An 18,282-nucleotide genomic window follows, 5' to 3' on the forward strand; every position below is an offset into this window, starting at 1 on the left:
GAGCGTTTTTATGATAGATTTACTTTTTCAAAATGGTGTATCCTCTCTTTTACCCTTCTTGTTTTTGTGTCATTTTCATTCGAAGTACTGGTAAAACAGCTACTAATCCTAATACCGCCGCTATGCTAAACACGATTACGAGCGAAGTTGTCTCTTTCAATACTCCTCCTAGCGAAACGCCGATTAACATCGTGCTCATAAATAACGGTAATATCGTTCCATTTACCCGGCCAATCATGTTTTCATCTACAAGTTGAATCATAAACGTTCCGATTATGATATGTACACAAGCTAAACAAATTCCTGTTATAAGCCGCATACATACCGTAATCCAAAATGAAGTTGAAAATCCTTCTACAACAAACGAGACAGCTAAAATGAGCATGCCAAAAACAAGCAAATGCTTCTGCTTTACTTTTGCAGCAACCATAGCTGCCACGCCGCCCCCAATTAACATCCCAATGCCATCAGCTGCAGTTAAATATTGTACAGCCTCTTTCTCCATCCCTAATCGCTCCACAACGAGAAAGATTTCAAGCGGTTGTACTAAACCTGCTGCTAAACCAATGATCGAAAAAGTAGCCGCCAACATTCGTAAAGGATTGGAACGTAACACATACAACCAACCTTCTTTTATATCATTCCATAATGAAGATGACACCACCTCTTTATCTTGTAACCATCGCGGCAGAAATGAAAGACAAAGAGCTGATAAAGCAAAAATAATGATTAAGCTGTACAATGATACAAATAACCCAAGCTGTGTATATACAAATGTCCCTACAACCGGACCAAAGATAAGAAACAATGATTGTAAACTTTGAGATATGGCAATGGCCGCACTAACATGTTCCTCTTCGACATGATGTTTAAACACTCGTGAAGTTGCTGGCTGTGAAAATTGGCTGACAACCGCTGACACAAATGTTGCAGCAAATAATGCTTGCCAATAACCAATCTTTAATAATAAAACAATCATGACGATAGATAGTGCACTTAATATATCCCCTGTAATCATTGTTCGCTTTGGATTCCATCTATCAGCCAAGGCACCTCCAACAAATGAAAAGATGAATATAGGTGCATATTCCATGACAGACAATAAAGAGACAGCAATAGGATCATTATTTGTGTGCTCCATAATAAAAAACAAAAGCGCCATATTTCGAATCCAAATTGCAAATTGTTGTAAAATATCAGAAGCGATTACGAGCATAAACACTCGATTTTTTAACAAAGCATTCATCATATCTCCCCCTTTACTAAACCGACCGTTCAGTCTAATTTGTTTTAAAAGAAAAGCTGCTGACATTACGATCCAGCTGCCATTCCCTGTAATAAAACATCAATTGCTTTTTTATAAATCCGTTTCATTTCCTCTGCATTCATTTCATAATATAATGGTCCAAGCCCAGCTAATAGACCGTTCACAACGTACATGAGATCATTTACATCGTCTTGGCGAAATTCATCTGATGCCATCCCTTCTTCGACTAGCTTCTTGAAAATGCTATACGATTCACGAGTTAAGGCTATCATTTCATCCATTATATCTTTCCTTACAACTTGACTCGTTAAAAATTCTTCAATTGTGCTAGAAATTGGGTTTTGGACATCCTCCACATAATATTCAGCAAGGCCATATAGTTTTTCCGTACTTGTATGATACTGTTTTTCTTTTTCGGACCATTTTTCCAGCCAATCGTACGTATGCTGCTTCACTACAAATAAAAACAATTCTTCTTTACTTTTAAAGTGATAGTAAATACTGCCCTTACTCCGCTCAGTAACTTCACAAATGTCTTCCATAGATGTTGCTGCATACCCTGTTTTTGAAAATAATTCTTCTGCTTTATAAGCAATTTCTCTTTTAATTTCTTCAGCACTCTTTCTCATTATTGCACCTCACTAAACCGACCGTTCAGTTTAATTTTAACGAAAATGCCCCTTCCTTACAAGAGGAAATTTTCTTATTTTTGGTCACCATATAGGACTACTTTGCCCCTTTTTACAAGAGCCCTATAGCATATAGATACGATTCTGTTGGGGATATATGCATTTTATTCTCTTTTTTGCACCAGAACCTAAATGACTGTTCTTTTTCCATACTAATCACACACCTTTTGTAAAGTAATAATATCAGTATATCCAAGATTTATAAAAAAGAAGTTCCTTTTTTCTGAAAAATGTATATAAATGCAAGATAAATAATAAATATACGAAAAGGATTTTATATTTCCTTAATCTATTCCTTTCCATCTACATGAATCATTTATTACAACAGTTTTCACGTCTAAAATAAGATGTTTCAGCAAAGGAAAATATAAGTATCTTTATAACGGTTTACCAATATAATCAATGTGTTAATCAAAGGAAATCTGTATTATTTTTTCTTTTCTATTAACTAATACAGTTTCAAACAATGGACACAATTGCTACATGCCAAGTGTAATTTATTATCTATTCAAGATTCTGTTTATTCATTCTTTCTAAAAATAAAAAAATATTAATTTTATAAATATACAAGTTATAATGAGGGCGTCGAGAGATAATCTATTACCTCCAGAGAAAATATCAACCTGGTTCTGGTGCAAAAATTCTAAAGACCTTGCAAGTAACCTTCTAAAATTGTACATACTGATATGATTACTCTAAGAAAGTGTGTGATCAGAAGGAAAATTTATTCAACACGAAAATGGAAGCGTTATCAATCAGGTCTTATTTTGAATTGGTCATTCTAATAACTTAGATTCAACCGCAATTAAAAATAGTAAATTATGGGGGTGCTTATATGAACATGAATGTAGCATCTATTAAAGAAAAAAAGGTTGTTAAATACAAAAGTTGTTTTGATGTGATTGGGCCGATAATGATAGGTCCTTCAAGTTCACATACTGCAGGTGCTTTAGCTATTGGAACAGTTGCCAATAAATTATTTCAAGGTCTTCCAAAAAAAGTCGTGGTAAGGTATTATGAATCATTTGCTGAAACCCATAAAGGACACGGAACTGATTTTGCAATTATTGCTGGGATATTAGGCTTTGCTGCCGATGACAGCAAAGTGCCAGATGCTATTAAAATAGCAGAATCTAAAGGAATTGACATTACCTTTATTGAAAAAGCAGGTGATAGTCCTGCTGGTCATCCAAATACAGCAGATGTATCTTTAGAGGATGAAAGTCGAAGTATTAGAACGATGGGTATTTCGGTCGGCGGCGGATTAATTGAAGTCAAACATGTTGAAATTGACGGATTTAGCTTAGATCTGCAGGGGCCACTGCCAGTTATTATTGCAATTTCCGAAAAAGCTGACTTTGAATTTGTCTTACGCAGGATCTTTAAACAATATGATGTGGAAATTAACAATTTCCACAGCTTGGTAGAAAACGGAAAATATTTATGTGCATTTGCTTTGGATTCGCTATTGCCTGGTAATGTTCAAATGGAATTGGGAAGTTTAAGCAATATAGCTAATATCGTTATTCTTTAGTACATTAAGAGGTGAAAAAATATGTATATGTCTATAAAAGAAATTGTGGATGCAGCTAATAAAAGCCAAAAGCCAATTTATGAATTAGCAATCGAACAGGAAATCGAACAAACTAAAACTTCTTATGAAGAAGTTTGGAGTAAAATGGAAAGAAATTTAACAACTATGGAAAATGCCATAAATAAAAGTATCGAGGGCGACGGGGTATTTTCTCCAACTGGTTTAACCGGAGGCGATGCTGTTAAAATAAAAAAATATCGAGAAAATGGAAAAACTCTTTCTGGAGATTTGATGGTGTTAGGGATTCAAAGTGCTATCGGTGTTAATGAAGTAAATGCTGCATTAGGAGCTATTTGTGCAACTCCAACAGCAGGTGCGAGTGGGACGATTCCGGGAGTCCTATTTAGTATTAAAGATACGTTGCAGTTAAGTCATGAAGATATGATCCATTTTCTATTCACTTCAGCGTTATTTGGAACGATAGTCGCAAATAACGCTTGTATTGCCGGAGCGTACGGAGGATGTCAGGCTGAAGTAGGTAGTGCCTCAGCAATGGCGGCTGCAGCAGCGGTAGAAGCTGGCGGAGGAACACCGCAGCAATCTTCTGAAGCTTTCTCAACCGCATTACAAAATTTACTCGGTTTAGTTTGTGATCCGGTCGCTGGTTTGGTAGAAATTCCTTGTGTAAAGAGAAACGCCATTGGAATGGCAAATGCTTTAGCAGCAGCGGACATCGCATTAGCCGGCGTAAACAATATCATCAATTCTGACGAAGTTATTGAAGCGATGTATAGAGTTGGAAGACAGATGCCTCGCGAATTAAGAGAGACAGGTTTAGGCGGAGTTGCGGCCACACCTACAGGGATTTCCATTAAAAATAAAATCTTTGGAGAGAAACAATCAAATCAATAAACAGTTATTGGTAATATTGTGAAATAGTTAACAATTCTATTCTCTATCGTTCTCTTAAGGATGCTTATATATTGAGAGCCATTAGCACTAAAATATACTATTATACATTTAAAATGTTTTGTGAGCGCTAACAAATTCATCAGGTTGATGACTAGCAAATTTTTAGATTTCGATCAACTTAGAAGAAGGACACAAGGAGGAATTATTATATGAATGGGAATACTGCAAAAAAAGTAGAATTTCAAGCTGAAAATACTGCAGTGAAAAATGGGAAATATCCAGACCCTAAAAAGTGGCATAAACAGGATACTACCTGGGCATTGAGCCTTTTTGGAACAGCAATTGGAGCAGGAGTACTCTTTTTACCTATTAATGCAGGTTCAGGTGGTTTATTATCATTACTGTTAATTACCATACTTGCATATCCTGTTATGTATTACTCACATAGGGCGCTTGCTAAAATGATATACGCTTCCAATTCTGCTGAAGAGGGGATTACAGGTACAATAAGAGAGTATTTCGGACATAAGGCAAGTAGCATTTTTAACATCGTATATTTCGTCTCAATTTATACGATCGTGCTGATGTATTCGGTTGCACTTACAAATACTGCAAGTAGTTTTATCGTGAATCAATTGCACATGAAGGAGCCTCCAAGGGCCATTTTATCGCTTGTATTAGTAATCGGTCTTATAGCTATACTAAATTTTGGTCAAGATATCACTGTAAAGATAATGAGCATGCTAGTATATCCTTTCATAGCTTCGCTACTTTTTATCGCAATATCTTTGATTCCACAGTGGAATACGTCAATGCTTAGTTTTTCAACTGTTTCTACTGCTTCAACAGGCACAGGATATTTTGGAACGATATTGATGATACTACCAATCATAGTATTCTCGTTTAATCATTCTCCTATGATTTCATCATTTGTTATGAAACAGAGAGCTACCTATGGAATAGAAGCTACTGATGCCAAATGTGCTCAAATACAAAAGGCTTGTTATATCATGACATTCGCTGTTGTTATGTTCTTTGTTTGGAGCAGTACCTTGAGTTTGACTCCAGATGATCTTATAATGGCAAAAAAAGAGAACTTGTCAATCCTATCATATCTTGCTAATGAGCTTAATTCACCTATAATCACTATTGCAGCTCCTCTTATTGCTTTTATGGCTATAACAAAGTCCTTCCTTGGCCATTATATAGGAGCATATGAGGTAATGCGTGACATGATTATCAAGTCCGGTAAAAAACGCGGAAAAGATATGGGAGAAAAAACAGTTAAGACAATGATCCTTACTTTTGTCGTATTAACATGCTGGTATGTTGCTTATGCAAATCCAAGTATTCTTGGAATCATTGATGCCCTTAGCGGTCCATTAGTTGCTGCTATCTTATGTCTATTACCAATGTATGCGATCCATAAAGTACCAGTACTAGCTAAATACAAAGGGAAAGCGAGCAATGTATTTGTTATTATTATCGGTATACTTACTGTCCTAGCAAGTATTAAGTCATTATTCTAATTCACTATTTAAACCAAAGAAATCATAGATAAGATCTATCTGTTTTTGGACAGACTTCTCACCTTGAGGAGTTTGTCCTTTTTTGATCATATGCATAACTTCTATTCCAGCAATCACTTTTTTAGCTGTTTGCAATGATTTTAATCCAAGCATATTTGGTGCCGCCCCATGTCCATCAAGCTAGTATTTTGAAGTATCCCCAAAACGAAAAGTTTATATCACTACAACAGTTATTTATGAGAATTTAGTGCATTTTTTGCGTTTTAGGGAACAACCAATTTCTTAAGTTGATAGGTATGTAAAGTGACCCCTATTTAAGAAAACATCTTGTCAATCCAATTATAAATCGCATACAATTTCCCTATTTTGAACGCCACCTTAAATAAAACAGTGCCTGCCCCTACTAAAGCAAATGCAATTATTTTCCATTTATTTTTTACTTTCGGCTTTTTTTCCATTCTATATTCCCTCTTTATCTCTTTATCTCTTTATCTCTTTATCTCTTTATTAATCAAACGTTTGTTTAATAGATTTCACAAGCCTTTCCCCCAACTAATCAAACGTTTGTTTAAATTTCAAAGCAGTAAGAAATGCGCCTTTTTAGGCGCATTTCTATGTCAATCTCCACCGCCGCCATCTCCACCACCACAGCTGCCACCATCTCCGCCAAAAGAACCTCCACAATCTCCTGAGCTGTCACTAGAGTCTGCAAAAAATATTGGTGCACTATATCCTGTACTATCCGTTGAGCCGGAATTGTATCGGTTTCGTCCCCTTTTTCTTCCACTCGATGCATTTGCTTTTACAATAATGGCAAACAGTAAAATAAAAAACATAATGCCTACTACCATTTCCATTTCCACCCTAAAATCCCCCTTTCACTCTTCAGCTAGAGTTCGATTTATCCCGCATTAACGGGCAGTAAGACCCCCACCTCAAAAATCGGCGAAAGCAAAGAAGTTAGGTGGGAGATAAACTGCCTGTAAAAGCCCGATTGGTGAGGGCTGATAATCAGTGGGGGATGCAGAACCCCCCACTGATTAAAGTTTCACTTTATATTTTTCAGGGAAAACAATCACAACTAAATATTTCGCCAAAACTCCCTCCATATCCTCTAATAAAATTACATTTTTACCTAAATTAGGATAATTTTCGAGCTAATTGTACAGATAGCAATCGTTCTCTATTATTTACTTCAAAATCATACGAGCTTCCTTACAAAAGTTTTCGAAATATCTTATTGCGATATATACCAAATGAAGCTGTTCCTTTCATTTTTTTCCTTTCGATCAGTTGTTGAAAACGAAGTGATTTCGCCGTTAATTCTTCTTGTAATTGTTGTCTCTCTTCCTCATCGTGACAACAAGCAATTAAATCTTCTATTTTTAACATCTCTTTTTGTAACTGCATTTCTTCAGGGATCATACCCGCATTTTTTAAAATTTTGTAACTCATACGAAGTTCTTCTGGTATCGTTGATAAATCTTCTAACTCAAGAGGTTTCCCTTTCCCTGGCAGGTCTTCAAATTCACCATTTTTCAGCGCTTGCCGAATACGTTCCTCCGCAAGAATCGAAAAAATATCCATAACACACCTCCTTCTTTCTTCTATAATTTATCCCGCATTAACGGGCAGTAAGACTCCCGCCTCAAAATTCAGCGAAAGCAAAGAAGTTAGGCGGGAGATAAACTGCACGTAAAAGCCCGATTGGTTCAACTAATAATCAGTGGGGGATGAAGAAAACCCCCACTGATTAAAGTTTCACTTTATCCCGCTATTCGCGGGCAGTAAGACCCCCATCTCAAGATTGAGAGAGATGCGAAGAAGAAAAGTGGGGGATGAAAAACCCCCACACTGATGGAAGTTTCACTTTATGCTCTTAACTGGAAACACTTTCCTCACCTATTAAACGCGGTTACCCCAGTCCTGCACTGTCCAAACTTGCGTCACCCATTCTTCATAAAAATCTGGTTCATGGGAAACGAGCAGAACCGTACCTTCATATTCCATAAGAGCTTGCTTCAGTGCTTTCTTTGCCTGAACATCTAAATGATTTGTCGGTTCATCTAAAACAAGTACATTACTTTCTGTTAACATTAATTCACATAAGCGTACTTTCGTTTGTTCTCCGCCGCTTAAAGAGCAAAGTGGCTGCAAAATGTGCTCTTCTGTTAAACCGCACCTTGCCAGTGCTTGCCGAATTTGTTTTTGCGTCATACCCGGCCGCAGTGACCATACTTCCTCAAGCGGTGTTTGCTCGGAAGCAAATTCTTCTTGTGCAAAATATGCTGGGTTTACTCGCTCTCCTATTTGCACCGTGCCACTTAAAGGCTGCAAATACCCAAGTAATGTTTTTAACATTGTTGTTTTTCCAATCCCGTTATAGCCGACGATCGCAATTTTTTCACCGCGCTTTATTTGTAAATCAATTGAACTGAATAAAGGCTCTTTATAGCCAATCTGCATATTTTTCGTCTCTAAAATCCGGCTAACAGGATCCAAATGCACTTGAAACATAAAACGTGGTTGCAGCGCAGAAGTTGGCTTTCCGATTTGATTTATTTTTTCTAACACTTTTTCACGACTTTTTGCTTGTTTTGCTTTACGAATTTTATTCTTTTGAATAAAATTCTTTAACCTTCCAATTTCCCTTTGCTGCCTATCATACGCTACTTGTAATTGCTGTTTATGTTGCTCATAGTTTGTTATGAATGTTTGATAATTACCTATATAGCGTTTCAACCCTTTATGTTCTAAATGATAAATGACATTCGTAATTTCATTTAAAAACCTTTCATCATGCGAAACGACAATATAAGCATGTTCGTAATTTTTCAAATACCCCATCAGCCATTCAATATGCACGTTATCGAGATAGTTTGTTGGTTCATCTAGTAATAAAATATGCGGCTCTTCTAGCAATAATTTGCCTAATAACAGTTTTGTTCGTTGGCCACCGCTTAGTTGTTCCACATCGCGGTCCATCCCAAGTTCTAAAATTCCTAATCCCGCAGCAATCATTTCGATTTTTTCCTCAATATGATAAAAATCAGAATGCTCTAATGCACTTTGTAATTCTCCGTATTGCACTAACAATTGTTCCAGGTTATCACCTGTTGCCATTTTCTCTGCGATTTGCAGCATCCTACTCTCGATATCATACAAGTGAGTAAAGGCACTTTGTAAATACTTCATAATCGTTGTGCCAGCCTGCAAATCGATATGTTGCTGTAAAAAACCGATCTTCATCTGAGGAAACCATTCAATCGTTCCCTTATCAGGAAGTAACGTTCCTGATAATATACGCAGTAACGTTGATTTTCCCGCTCCGTTGCTCCCAACAAGACCAACATGCTCACCTCGAAGTAATCGAAAACCAATATTTTGAAAGATTATTTTATCCCCATACATATGGGTAAGACTTTCAACTGATAACATACTCATTTTACTCTCTCCTTTTCGCTTTACATAGAAAGCCAAACGAGAGAACAGTACAAAAAAACAATATTCAATTCGCTAAACGTAAAAATGGATAAGGCAAACACACCTTATCCATTACAAATTATTATCGTAAAAAAGGAATAAGGTTCTTTATCTACTGTCTTTCGGTTGGCTTTTACTCAAAAATTGGGCAGACTACTCCCTTATCAAGCCAAAACCATTTGAAGAACAGTTGATAAAGTCATCTTATCCTTTCACCTCTTTATAAATTATTATTTGTATATAGAATAAACAAAAATCATACATTTATTCTATCATATGCTAAATTCTGCAAATTTGTTAAAATTCCTTCTTATAATCTAACAAAAAACCCCTTAACAGTAATTGTAGCAAAAACCATTAAGGAACAATGTCTTATTTCCTCATATAAGGAGCTAATATTTTTAAGATCTCTGTTTTATCTTCTTTTAATTCTTCTGACGTTAACATGTCCATCGTTCTAGGGCGCAGCAAGTTCACTTTCACTTCGCCAACAATTGTTGATGGTTGCTGTGACATAATGAAGACACGATCTGATAACAAAATCGCTTCGTCTAAGTCGTGCGTAACCATTATGATCGTCTGTTTCCCTTTTTGCCACGATTCTAGTAACCAGCTATGCACTTCCATTTTTGTAAATGCATCTAGTTTTCCAAAGGGTTCATCAAGCAGCATAATCGGTTTATCACATAAATACGTCCGTAGGAAGCTAACACGCTGCCGCATTCCACCTGATAAAGCATCTGGATAATGATCTGCATACTCATCAAGTCCAAATTGCCTTAGCGCTTCCATACCAATTTCTAACCGCTTTCTTTTTGATTGCCCTTCAATTTCTAAAGGTAATACAATATTATGAAGAGCAGAACGCCATGGAAGCAGGAGATCTTGCTGCGGCATATAACTAACAATATCACGATTCATAACGGATTGGTTTTCGTAACGTACATCTCCATCATTTGCTTGTTCAATTCCAGCAATAATGTTTAATAACGTACTTTTTCCGCAACCACTTGGTCCAACAAAAGAGACGAATTCACCCTCTTGAACCAAGACGTTCATATGTTCTAGCACTGTTTTCCCATCAAATGTTTTCGTAACGTCTTTTACTTGTAATCCGCTCATTTTTCACTCGGAAGGAATTCGTTCGTAAAGGCCGCTTTCACATCAATTTTCTTTTTAATAACTTTATTGTCATATAAGAAATTCATATAATTGGTCCATACTTCTTCCTTCTGTACTCCCCACGCTTTCGCATCATCTTGGTATTTCGTACTTAACCATTTTTGGCTTTCTTGTACGAGCTCTTTATTAATGTCTGGTACATTTTTAATTAAAATATCCGCCGCTTCTTTCGGTTCCTTAATTGCAAAGTTATAGCCATCTGTTGTTGCTTTCATAAATTTCTTCACGAAGTCTTTATCTTGTTTTGCATGCTTTTCACTTGTAATCATAACAGGGCTATAAAAATCTAAAGCCGGATTTAAATCTTTTACCATAATCGTGTTTAGCTCAATGCCTTTTCTCTTTGCTTCAATACCATCCCAGCCATAATAGATCCACTCAAAATCAGCATCACGTCCAATAGATTTAAGGAAATCCGTTTGTCCGAGTACAACCTTTTGCACTTTATTAAAGTCTGCTTGATGCTTATCCATAATTGTTTTTAATGTTGCTTCTTCTGCTGGTGCTCCCCAACCGCCATATCGTTTTCCTTCGAACGCTTTTGGAGATGTGATGTTATCCTTTTTTAGAGATGCAAATGCAGATGTATTATGTTGAATAACTGCACCAATTGATACAACTGGAATATCTTCAACTCTTGCTGTCGTTACGTTCTCTTGATAACTTACACCAAAATCAGCTTTTCCTGATGCAACCATTTGTTCAGCAGAAGTGTTTTCACCTGGCTGAATAATTTCTACATCTAACCCTTGTTTTTTATAGTAGTCTTTCGTCTTCGCTACATATAAACCAGTATGGTTTGTATTTGGAAACCAGTCCAATACCACAGTTACTTTCTTCTCTTTACTCTCTTCTTTCTTCCCTGCTGAGCAGCCTGCAAATGTAAATAATAAAGAAGCTGCCAACAACATTTTTAACCCTTTTTTCATTTTCTCCCATCCTTTCTGTAAACCCACGGTGCTGTTAGTCTTGCCATAAATTCAACAATAAAATACAAGAGTAGCGTCACACAGACAATAACAGCAGCTATTCCAAACACACGCGCTGTTAAAAAAGATTTCGTTGCCCTCGTCAGCATAACCCCTAAACCTTCACTTGCACCAAGCCATTCCCCAATAATGGCCCCCATTACGCTATATGTAACGGCAATTTTTAATCCCGAAAAAAAGTATGGCAGTACTGCTGGAAATTTCACTTTTTGATATACTTGCCACTTGCTTGCCCGCATTGTTTGAAGTAACTTTAGCATCGATTTATCTACCGTTTGAAAACCTTCTAAAATACTAAGTGTAACAGGAAAGAAGCATACGAGAATAACAACCATTACTTTTGGCAGCATTCCGTAGCCAAACCAAATGATAAATAAAGGTGCTAGTACAACAATCGGAACTGTTTGTGAAATCACTAATAATGGATTCATTAACACACGGAATAATGGAATAACATCCATAATAATTGCAATGCTCGTTCCAAGTATAATTGCAAAAAATAATCCTATGAAAACTTCCTGCAAGGTCTGCACTGTATTAGGAAGTAGTAAACCTTTCATTTCTATAAGTTCATGTACAATTGCAGAAGGCTTCGGTAAAATCCACGATTCAATATGGAATATTGAAACAGCTCCTTCCCATATTGTAATGAGAAGGAAAAGCCAAATTGTCGTAATCGCTATGTTAGATCGCTTCTGTTTTTTCATACTCTTCACGATACTTCCACACTTTTTCATCAATCGTTACGCCTGTGCTTGGACGATAGTGAATTTTAATAGAAGTAATTACTTCTTCTGCCCCATCATCTATGCAAGCTTGCTGCGCACGTTTAATAACGGCAAGAAGCTCGTCTAAATCCCCTTCCATCGTCGTTTCCATCGCGCCAACTTCATAGCGCACACCTGATTGCTGAACAACCTCAATTGCTTTATCTACAACCGCATATACATCTTTATGCTTTGCTTGTGGTACAACTGAAAATGAAACTGTAACTTGCTGTGACATACTAAATTCCTCCCCATATTAAATAAAGTGAAACTTCCATCAGTGGGGGTTTTCTTCATCCCCCACTGATGGTTAGTTGAACCAATCGGGCTTTTACGGGCAGTTATCCCCCACCTATCTTCTTCGTTTCTCTCTTAACCTTGAGGTGGGGGTCTTACTGCCCGTTAATGCGGGATAAATTTCATACAAAAAGAAAAGGCTTTCCTGCCGCGAAGCAGGAAAGCCTTATATACAAGTTATCATAGAATAACAATTGCTACGATTCTTGATACAACTCCCTACGCTGGCATTATCCAGATCAGGTTAAGGGTCGATGTATTGTTACATCCTCTCAGCCACATAGGCTCCCCTGTTTCAATTCGTCTTCATTGTAGCACGTATTATTTTTATGAACAAATAAATTTACTTTTTCTTCTCATACTACTGCCTTCAAGTTGAGTTTCATATATCCTATTGTACGCACAAATTGGTAGATATGTATTGAATCATAACTTTCCCGCCTTCCTAGATTAAAAATTTTTTTGTCTTTTGTTCTCTTTTTCAAAGCCATCAAAATCTGGGTATTCAATTTTATAGTGTGTGGATTGAAAAAACATTGCTAGTAATAAAAGTCCTACTGACATTATTCCCATTGTAATATCTCCACCTAATTTATCACCAAAATTTTTATTTAGTTCCGTATTCACAATATGACCTGAAAATCCTGCAGCTCCCCCTCCTATAAATCCTATCCCATATACAATTTTTCCGACTATTGTTTTCGGATTAAGAGCTTCTTTTAGAATTACTTCACGATATGCAAAGCCAATTATTTTACATAATACAAAGCAACCAACAATTCCAATACCTATACTTATTTTGCTCTCCCATCTGTACCAACTTGCAATAAGAACGAATACACAGGATAAATCAAATTGAATAATGACAAAATAAATACGCCAAGCTAAGTTATTCTCTAATTTTAAAAAATAAGATGTAGCCGTTATAATAATGTCTAGAAGGACAATACTAATAATATATATCCCTATATTTGTCCATGTACTAAAACTAATTATGCCAAAGAAAATCGGAAAAAATATTACTCCATACACGCCACTATACAACCTATTTTCTTTTACATGGTGCATATTTGCATCACCACTATATTTATAAAGTTTTTTATGCAAAGATAGACGTTAATTTTTTTCCTATTATAAAGTCATTTAATTTATGTAAAAACAAACAAGTTAACCATAATTATACACACGAAAGAATGGCTTATCTAACCATAAAGAAATTTATATATCAATTTTTCGTTTTTGTATATTAAAATAATATACTCTTCAATTATTTCCATACTATTAAAATATAATTTGAAATCCTTTTTATTTATATTGTTCCTTCCCTCAGGAACAATATAATGAAGAGAATGAGATGATTCACACACCAAATGATTTTACATACGCTTCTTTATATGAAAAGTAGCTTTATTCCTTTCTCACTGAACGAGTTGAAGGATATTTATAGGAATTACACAATTCTCTGTCCACAGATCACAACCTCTAAATCGTTTCGTCTATTTATTAACACATAAAAATATAAAATTCCAAAATAACCCTCTTGTAACATAATTTTAACAAATAGAGTAAATCATATTTTTGATGTGTTATATAATGAAAAAAAAAGCTATTTTTAGAGATTTATTTTATATATCCACTTTAATTTTTCGACATAGAAGTCGCTGCTATGCAGAAGACAACATGATGGTAGGAAAAGGCTCTGACCGTTTCTATGCGCGGCCAGATGCTCTCATCTCCCACCTAAAAAGACAGGTTTTTTATGTCGGGTTCTTAACTTGTATATATATCATTCAACTTTCGAATCATGAAACAAATTAATTATTTGATAATAACGATTAACTATTATCCCGGAGGTGCTATACTATGTTCTGGCTACAGTTTATCATCTTATTACTCTGCATTTTCATCGGTGCGCGCCTTGGAGGTATTGGCCTTGGCGTAATGGGAGGTGTTGGGATGACTATCTTTGTCTTCTTCTTCCATTTACAACCAACCTCTCCCCCAATCGATGTTATGCTTATGATTTTAGCAGTGATTACAGCCGCTGGAGCCTTGCAGGCTGCTGGGGGGATGGACTATCTTGTTCATATTGCGGAAAAAGCGCTCCGCAAAAATCCGAAACGTATTACGTTCTTTGCTCCAATCGTCACTTATTTATTTACGCTTTGTGCAGGAACAGGCCACGTTGCCTATTCCGTTCTTCCTGTCATTGCTGAAGTATCGCGTGAATCAGGAATTCGACCAGAGCGTCCGATGTCAATTGCTGTTATTGCATCGCAGCAAGCGATTACGGCAAGTCCAATTTCAGCAGCAACCGTTGCACTTCTCGCTATGCTTGCTAACTATAAGATTACACTATTAGATATTTTAAAAATTAGTATTCCATCTACCTTTATCGCTTGTATGTTAGCTGCTTTCGTCGTAAGCAAAATGGGGAAAGAGCTAAATGAAGATGAAGAATATTTAAAGCGCTTACAAGAAGGCGTGATTCCAAAACTAGAAGAAAAGAAAGACTTTATTATCCCGAAAGGTGCAAAACTATCTGTTATCCTCTTTTTATTTGCAACAGTTCTAGTTGTTCTTCTTGGATCTTTTGAAACATTACGTCCTGGCTGGATGATAGGCGGAAAACTTGTACGCCTTTCTATGCCAAACACCATTGAAATGGTTATGCTAACAATCGCTGCACTTATTGTTGTTTTTTGTAAAACAAATGTAGAAAGCATCGTGTCTGGTAATGTCTTTAAAGCAGGCGTAACAGCAGTTGTTGCAATTTTCGGTATCGCATGGATGGGGGATACATTCTTTAATGGTAACTTACAAATGATTCAAGGTTCTATCCAAGATCTCGTAACGAGTGCACCGTGGTTATTTGCAATTGCACTATTCGTTCTATCAATCTTGTTATATAGCCAAGCTGCAACGGTACGTGCGTTAATACCACTTGGGTTAACACTTGGCATCTCACCGGTACTATTGATTGCAATGTTCCCAGCTGTAAACGGATATTTCTTTATTCCAAACTACGGAACAATCGTTGCGGCAATTAACTTTGACCGTACAGGTACAACGCGTATCGGTAAATATGTATTAAATCATAGTTTTATGATTCCAGGATTGGTCGCAACGTTTGCTTCCATTGGAATTGGGATGTTCTTAATCTCAATCATGTTTTAACGAACAAAAAGCACAAACTTTTTCGAATAAAGTTTGTGCTTTTTTCTTTTAATCAAACGTTTGTTTAAATTTTTTATTCAATAATTTCTACATTATACCTTTTTTCTCTCACAGGTACTTTTTGATATAGTAGCGCTGCTAATGAACTAGCACTGGATCCCTCTACTAATAATTTATTGCGTTCAAGTAGCATTAGCATCGTTCGCGCAATTTCCATTTCATCCACACAAAAAATATTATCTACGTAGCGCTCTACAAACTGAAAAGTAAAACTTTAATCCATGGAATTTCTTCCCCTGACTATTTCTATATCATGAATTAGAACTTTGCTGAACATTAATCTCTCACTTCACCGCTTTGCTTTCTAGAAATTTCAAGATAAGAATATTAATGCACCAAAGTTCCTGCTAAAACCCTTACTTCTATAAAAACTACATACATCAAATATGAAATGTATAATACCTTTGTAATTGAAAAATCTTTACCGCAATATAACCACATAATAAAGCTGTATCTTCAATGACTCCTTGAATTGCCATTGAGATTTTCAATATAAACTCTTCATAGCTATCTCTTTTAAAAGATATAGAACTAAGAGCATCTTTAATTAATCCTCTTCTTTGGTCTAAGGCAACTTGTAAAACTGCTTGAACCCAAACAGCAAAAGCAGGTGCCCCTTGAATAATTGGTTGCGCAATATAATATCCCATACCTGGCTTAATATCTTCATCTAATGCCATTACAAACTGTTTTTCTCTTTCTCTCACATACCCTGAATAACTACCTTCAAAAGTTCGAATAACATGTAATAATTCATCTATTTTTATAATGTCATGCTTAATCAAATTTCTCCCTCCCTAAATTAAAACCCATTAAATTTTTGATTGCCCTTTCCAAAAGCATCAAAATTCGGATGATCAATTTTATAATGTGTGGATTGAAAAAACATTGAGAGTAATAAAAGTCCCACCGATAATATTCCTAATACAATTCCACCGCCTACATGTTCTCCATATCTTCCCTGCAGCTCTGTATTTAAAAAATGTCCTGCAAACCCTGCATTTCCCCCCCCTAAAAAACCTAATCCATAAATAATTTTTCCAATTACTGTTTTAGGATTTATTGCTTCTTTTAAAATAATTTCCCGGAATTTATAACCTATTATTTTACATATCAGAAAACACCCTACCATTCCAACACCAATTTCCCACATACTTCCCCATCTATACCACGTTGCCATCAAAGTAAATATGCAAGATAAATCAAACTGAATAATACCAAAATAAATTCGCCAACCTAAATACTTCTCCCACTTAAATACATAAGAAAGTACAGCTAACAAAAAGTTTAAAAGCAAGCCAGAAATAACATATAACATACTATCCGGCCATGTAACTAAACATGCACACCCAAAAACGAACGAAAAAAAAACACTATAATAAATCCCTTTATATGGCCTTATATCTTTTTTTGTGTTCAAATTTTCACTTCCCTATATACGTTATATAAATCTTTCAAGAGAAGATTGAGATTACGGATTTTCCAATTGAATTTCCAATTCCTTTTACTTTATCTGAAATCGAATTTCCAACATTTTTTATAACTGCTGATGAACCTTTTAGAAAATCATTTACTCCTTTTTTAAACAGACTCGTTACATCAAAACTTTCTTTTAAAGCACTTTTCACACCATTTCCCAAACTATAATATTTTCCTAATTTTGTATTATCATAGTTATATCTCGTCCCATTTAAACCAGATGTTTTCTTCCACCCTAAATACTGCCTATCCACTATTTTTAGAAAAAAACCTGCACTTTTCTTTAATTTTCCTCCATCTGAAAATCCAGTAAATGGTCTTTTTTGCCCATATAAGTATGTTTTTCCCTTCACAGCATCCAGCTTTATCCTTAAGCCTTTCGCAATTGAACCATATCCAGGTATAATCCCTTTATAGTAGACACCACTTAATGTTTTATATAATTTCCCTAAACCTAGCGCGTTATCTGCATTTAAATTAGAAATACCCCTACTTTTCTGCTGTGAAAGTGCTCCTTCTCTATCTGCTTTCGCAAACTCTTCAGCCTTCTGTCTTAGTTTATCTCCGAGCTCATACTGTTGCTTACTGATATTTTTAGCCACAGTAGAGGCTTGTTGTATTGCATGTTCAACCCGATTCCTTACCTTTACTTCCCATTGTATTTGAGCGTATGAACTTTGAAGTTGCCCACTTGTTTGTTCGATAAAAAAAGCAAAATCCTGTATCTTCTTTGCTAACTGATATAATTTCTCTGGTGTTACTACAATTTTTGTCATCCCGGTAATCACCTTTTTCAAAAAAATAGAATAATCAGTTTTAGCAATTCGATTATAGCATACCATTTTCTCATTACCATAAAAAGGAATAATATAATGATATACACTTCTCATATATATTAAAATGATATTCGTCCTCTC

18 protein-coding genes, 2 pseudogenes and 1 riboswitch are annotated in these 18,282 nt (G+C 35.8%); of the genes and pseudogenes, 4 read left to right on the forward strand and 16 right to left on the reverse strand.

The features are described 5' to 3' along the window. Positions 1-49 precede the first annotated feature (49 nt). Both MR076_RS11795 and MR076_RS11800 read right to left on the reverse strand, forming a co-directional pair. On the reverse strand, positions 50-1,246 hold the full coding sequence (locus tag MR076_RS11795) for an MFS transporter (protein ID WP_242220726.1): 1,197 nt from the start codon (positions 1,244-1,246) through the stop codon (positions 50-52). A gap of 65 nt (positions 1,247-1,311) precedes the next feature. Next, positions 1,312-1,896, reverse strand: coding sequence for a TetR/AcrR family transcriptional regulator (locus MR076_RS11800; protein WP_242220728.1), 585 nt, complete (start codon positions 1,894-1,896; stop codon positions 1,312-1,314). A gap of 895 nt (positions 1,897-2,791) precedes the next feature. Between MR076_RS11800 and sdaAB the strand changes: the two genes are divergently transcribed. From sdaAB to MR076_RS11815, 3 genes are all read left to right on the forward strand, one after another. Then, positions 2,792-3,490 carry an L-serine ammonia-lyase, iron-sulfur-dependent subunit beta gene (gene sdaAB / locus MR076_RS11805; protein ID WP_242220730.1) on the forward strand — a complete coding sequence of 233 codons (699 nt, stop codon included), beginning with the start codon at positions 2,792-2,794 and terminating at the stop codon, positions 3,488-3,490. Between the two features lie 21 nt (positions 3,491-3,511). Further along, a complete protein-coding gene (gene sdaAA / locus MR076_RS11810) occupies positions 3,512-4,402 on the forward strand; it encodes an L-serine ammonia-lyase, iron-sulfur-dependent, subunit alpha (protein WP_242220732.1) in 891 nt (296 codons plus the stop codon). A gap of 209 nt (positions 4,403-4,611) precedes the next feature. Continuing rightward, positions 4,612-5,931: an amino acid permease gene (locus MR076_RS11815; protein WP_242220733.1), complete on the forward strand. Its 1,320-nt coding sequence runs from the start codon at positions 4,612-4,614 to the stop codon at positions 5,929-5,931. Here MR076_RS11815 and MR076_RS11820 read toward each other — a convergent pair. The 10 genes and pseudogenes from MR076_RS11820 to MR076_RS11865 all read right to left on the reverse strand — a co-directional run. Beyond that, positions 5,923-6,087 (reverse strand): annotated as a pseudogene (locus MR076_RS11820) (IS6 family transposase); the annotation flags it as partial. The gene MR076_RS11815 and the pseudogene MR076_RS11820 sit on opposite strands and share 9 nt — an antisense overlap. 158 nt (positions 6,088-6,245) lie before the next feature. After that, positions 6,246-6,389: a histidine kinase gene (locus tag MR076_RS11825; protein ID WP_242220735.1), complete on the reverse strand. Its 144-nt coding sequence runs from the start codon at positions 6,387-6,389 to the stop codon at positions 6,246-6,248. A 159-nt stretch (positions 6,390-6,548) separates the two neighbouring features. Continuing rightward, a complete protein-coding gene (locus tag MR076_RS11830) occupies positions 6,549-6,794 on the reverse strand; it encodes a hypothetical protein (RefSeq protein WP_242220737.1) in 246 nt (81 codons plus the stop codon). A gap of 352 nt (positions 6,795-7,146) precedes the next feature. Beyond that, positions 7,147-7,518 carry a DnaJ family domain-containing protein gene (locus MR076_RS11835; RefSeq protein WP_242220739.1) on the reverse strand — a complete coding sequence of 124 codons (372 nt, stop codon included), beginning with the start codon at positions 7,516-7,518 and terminating at the stop codon, positions 7,147-7,149. 318 nt (positions 7,519-7,836) lie between these two features. Further along, positions 7,837-9,375: an ABC-F family ATP-binding cassette domain-containing protein gene (locus MR076_RS11840; RefSeq protein ID WP_242220740.1), complete on the reverse strand. Its 1,539-nt coding sequence runs from the start codon at positions 9,373-9,375 to the stop codon at positions 7,837-7,839. Positions 9,376-9,786: 411 nt separating this feature from the next. Then, entirely contained in the window at positions 9,787-10,536 is a 750-nt protein-coding gene (locus tag MR076_RS11845; RefSeq protein WP_242220742.1) for an ABC transporter ATP-binding protein, read from the reverse strand. Next, the gene (locus MR076_RS11850) at positions 10,533-11,525 is read right to left on the reverse strand and encodes an ABC transporter substrate-binding protein (RefSeq protein ID WP_242220744.1); all 993 of its coding nucleotides are present in this window, start codon (positions 11,523-11,525) and stop codon (positions 10,533-10,535) included. The genes MR076_RS11845 and MR076_RS11850 overlap by 4 nt, the downstream gene beginning before the upstream one ends. Continuing rightward, a complete protein-coding gene (locus MR076_RS11855) occupies positions 11,522-12,322 on the reverse strand; it encodes an ABC transporter permease (protein WP_242220746.1) in 801 nt (266 codons plus the stop codon). The genes MR076_RS11850 and MR076_RS11855 overlap by 4 nt, the downstream gene beginning before the upstream one ends. Further along, positions 12,270-12,590 carry an MTH1187 family thiamine-binding protein gene (locus MR076_RS11860; protein WP_242220748.1) on the reverse strand — a complete coding sequence of 107 codons (321 nt, stop codon included), beginning with the start codon at positions 12,588-12,590 and terminating at the stop codon, positions 12,270-12,272. Before MR076_RS11860 ends, MR076_RS11855 begins: the two co-directional genes overlap by 53 nt. A gap of 258 nt (positions 12,591-12,848) precedes the next feature. After that, positions 12,849-12,951, reverse strand: a riboswitch (TPP riboswitch). Between the two features lie 148 nt (positions 12,952-13,099). Then, the gene (locus MR076_RS11865) at positions 13,100-13,717 is read right to left on the reverse strand and encodes a hypothetical protein (RefSeq protein WP_242220750.1); all 618 of its coding nucleotides are present in this window, start codon (positions 13,715-13,717) and stop codon (positions 13,100-13,102) included. A 795-nt stretch (positions 13,718-14,512) separates the two neighbouring features. Between MR076_RS11865 and MR076_RS11870 the strand changes: the two genes are divergently transcribed. Further along, on the forward strand, positions 14,513-15,826 hold the full coding sequence (locus MR076_RS11870; RefSeq protein ID WP_242220752.1) for an anaerobic C4-dicarboxylate transporter family protein: 1,314 nt from the start codon (positions 14,513-14,515) through the stop codon (positions 15,824-15,826). Between the two features lie 97 nt (positions 15,827-15,923). On the opposite strand, the pseudogene MR076_RS11875 reads toward MR076_RS11870, so the two are convergent. The 4 genes and pseudogenes from MR076_RS11875 to MR076_RS11890 all read right to left on the reverse strand — a co-directional run. Further along, positions 15,924-16,094: pseudogene (locus MR076_RS11875) on the reverse strand (threonine ammonia-lyase); the annotation flags it as partial. Between the two features lie 172 nt (positions 16,095-16,266). Continuing rightward, positions 16,267-16,671: a hypothetical protein gene (locus MR076_RS11880; protein ID WP_242220754.1), complete on the reverse strand. Its 405-nt coding sequence runs from the start codon at positions 16,669-16,671 to the stop codon at positions 16,267-16,269. A gap of 17 nt (positions 16,672-16,688) precedes the next feature. After that, a complete protein-coding gene (locus MR076_RS11885; RefSeq protein ID WP_242220756.1) occupies positions 16,689-17,039 on the reverse strand; it encodes a hypothetical protein in 351 nt (116 codons plus the stop codon). 301 nt (positions 17,040-17,340) lie between these two features. After that, positions 17,341-18,141, reverse strand: coding sequence for a WXG100 family type VII secretion target (locus MR076_RS11890; RefSeq protein WP_242220758.1), 801 nt, complete (start codon positions 18,139-18,141; stop codon positions 17,341-17,343). Between the last annotated feature and the right edge of the window lie 141 nt (positions 18,142-18,282).

The sequence above is a fragment of the Bacillus cereus group sp. BfR-BA-01380 genome (assembly GCF_022663535.1).
GTDB classification, from domain to species: domain Bacteria; phylum Bacillota; class Bacilli; order Bacillales; family Bacillaceae_G; genus Bacillus_A; species Bacillus_A cereus_BB.

What these genes read in the sequence shown, in the direction of transcription:
- sdaAA (WP_242220732.1), top strand. Translation starts at nt 3,512, where the DNA reads ATGTATATGTCTATAAAAGAAATTGTGGATGCAGCTAATAAAAGCCAA.
- sdaAB (WP_242220730.1), top strand. Translation starts at nt 2,792, where the DNA reads ATGAACATGAATGTAGCATCTATTAAAGAAAAAAAGGTTGTTAAATAC.
- MR076_RS11840 (WP_242220740.1), bottom strand. Translation starts at nt 9,375, where the DNA reads ATGAGTATGTTATCAGTTGAAAGTCTTACCCATATGTATGGGGATAAA.
- MR076_RS11845 (WP_242220742.1), bottom strand. Translation starts at nt 10,536, where the DNA reads ATGAGCGGATTACAAGTAAAAGACGTTACGAAAACATTTGATGGGAAA.
- MR076_RS11815 (WP_242220733.1), top strand. Translation starts at nt 4,612, where the DNA reads ATGAATGGGAATACTGCAAAAAAAGTAGAATTTCAAGCTGAAAATACT.
- MR076_RS11870 (WP_242220752.1), top strand. Translation starts at nt 14,513, where the DNA reads ATGTTCTGGCTACAGTTTATCATCTTATTACTCTGCATTTTCATCGGT.
- MR076_RS11865 (WP_242220750.1), bottom strand. Translation starts at nt 13,717, where the DNA reads ATGCACCATGTAAAAGAAAATAGGTTGTATAGTGGCGTGTATGGAGTA.
- MR076_RS11795 (WP_242220726.1), bottom strand. Translation starts at nt 1,246, where the DNA reads ATGAATGCTTTGTTAAAAAATCGAGTGTTTATGCTCGTAATCGCTTCT.
- MR076_RS11855 (WP_242220746.1), bottom strand. Translation starts at nt 12,322, where the DNA reads ATGAAAAAGTGTGGAAGTATCGTGAAGAGTATGAAAAAACAGAAGCGA.
- MR076_RS11835 (WP_242220739.1), bottom strand. Translation starts at nt 7,518, where the DNA reads ATGGATATTTTTTCGATTCTTGCGGAGGAACGTATTCGGCAAGCGCTG.
- MR076_RS11850 (WP_242220744.1), bottom strand. Translation starts at nt 11,525, where the DNA reads ATGAAAAAAGGGTTAAAAATGTTGTTGGCAGCTTCTTTATTATTTACA.
- MR076_RS11800 (WP_242220728.1), bottom strand. Translation starts at nt 1,896, where the DNA reads ATGAGAAAGAGTGCTGAAGAAATTAAAAGAGAAATTGCTTATAAAGCA.
- MR076_RS11825 (WP_242220735.1), bottom strand. Translation starts at nt 6,389, where the DNA reads ATGGAAAAAAAGCCGAAAGTAAAAAATAAATGGAAAATAATTGCATTT.
- MR076_RS11860 (WP_242220748.1), bottom strand. Translation starts at nt 12,590, where the DNA reads ATGTCACAGCAAGTTACAGTTTCATTTTCAGTTGTACCACAAGCAAAG.
- MR076_RS11885 (WP_242220756.1), bottom strand. Translation starts at nt 17,039, where the DNA reads ATGTGGGAAATTGGTGTTGGAATGGTAGGGTGTTTTCTGATATGTAAA.
- MR076_RS11890 (WP_242220758.1), bottom strand. Translation starts at nt 18,141, where the DNA reads ATGACAAAAATTGTAGTAACACCAGAGAAATTATATCAGTTAGCAAAG.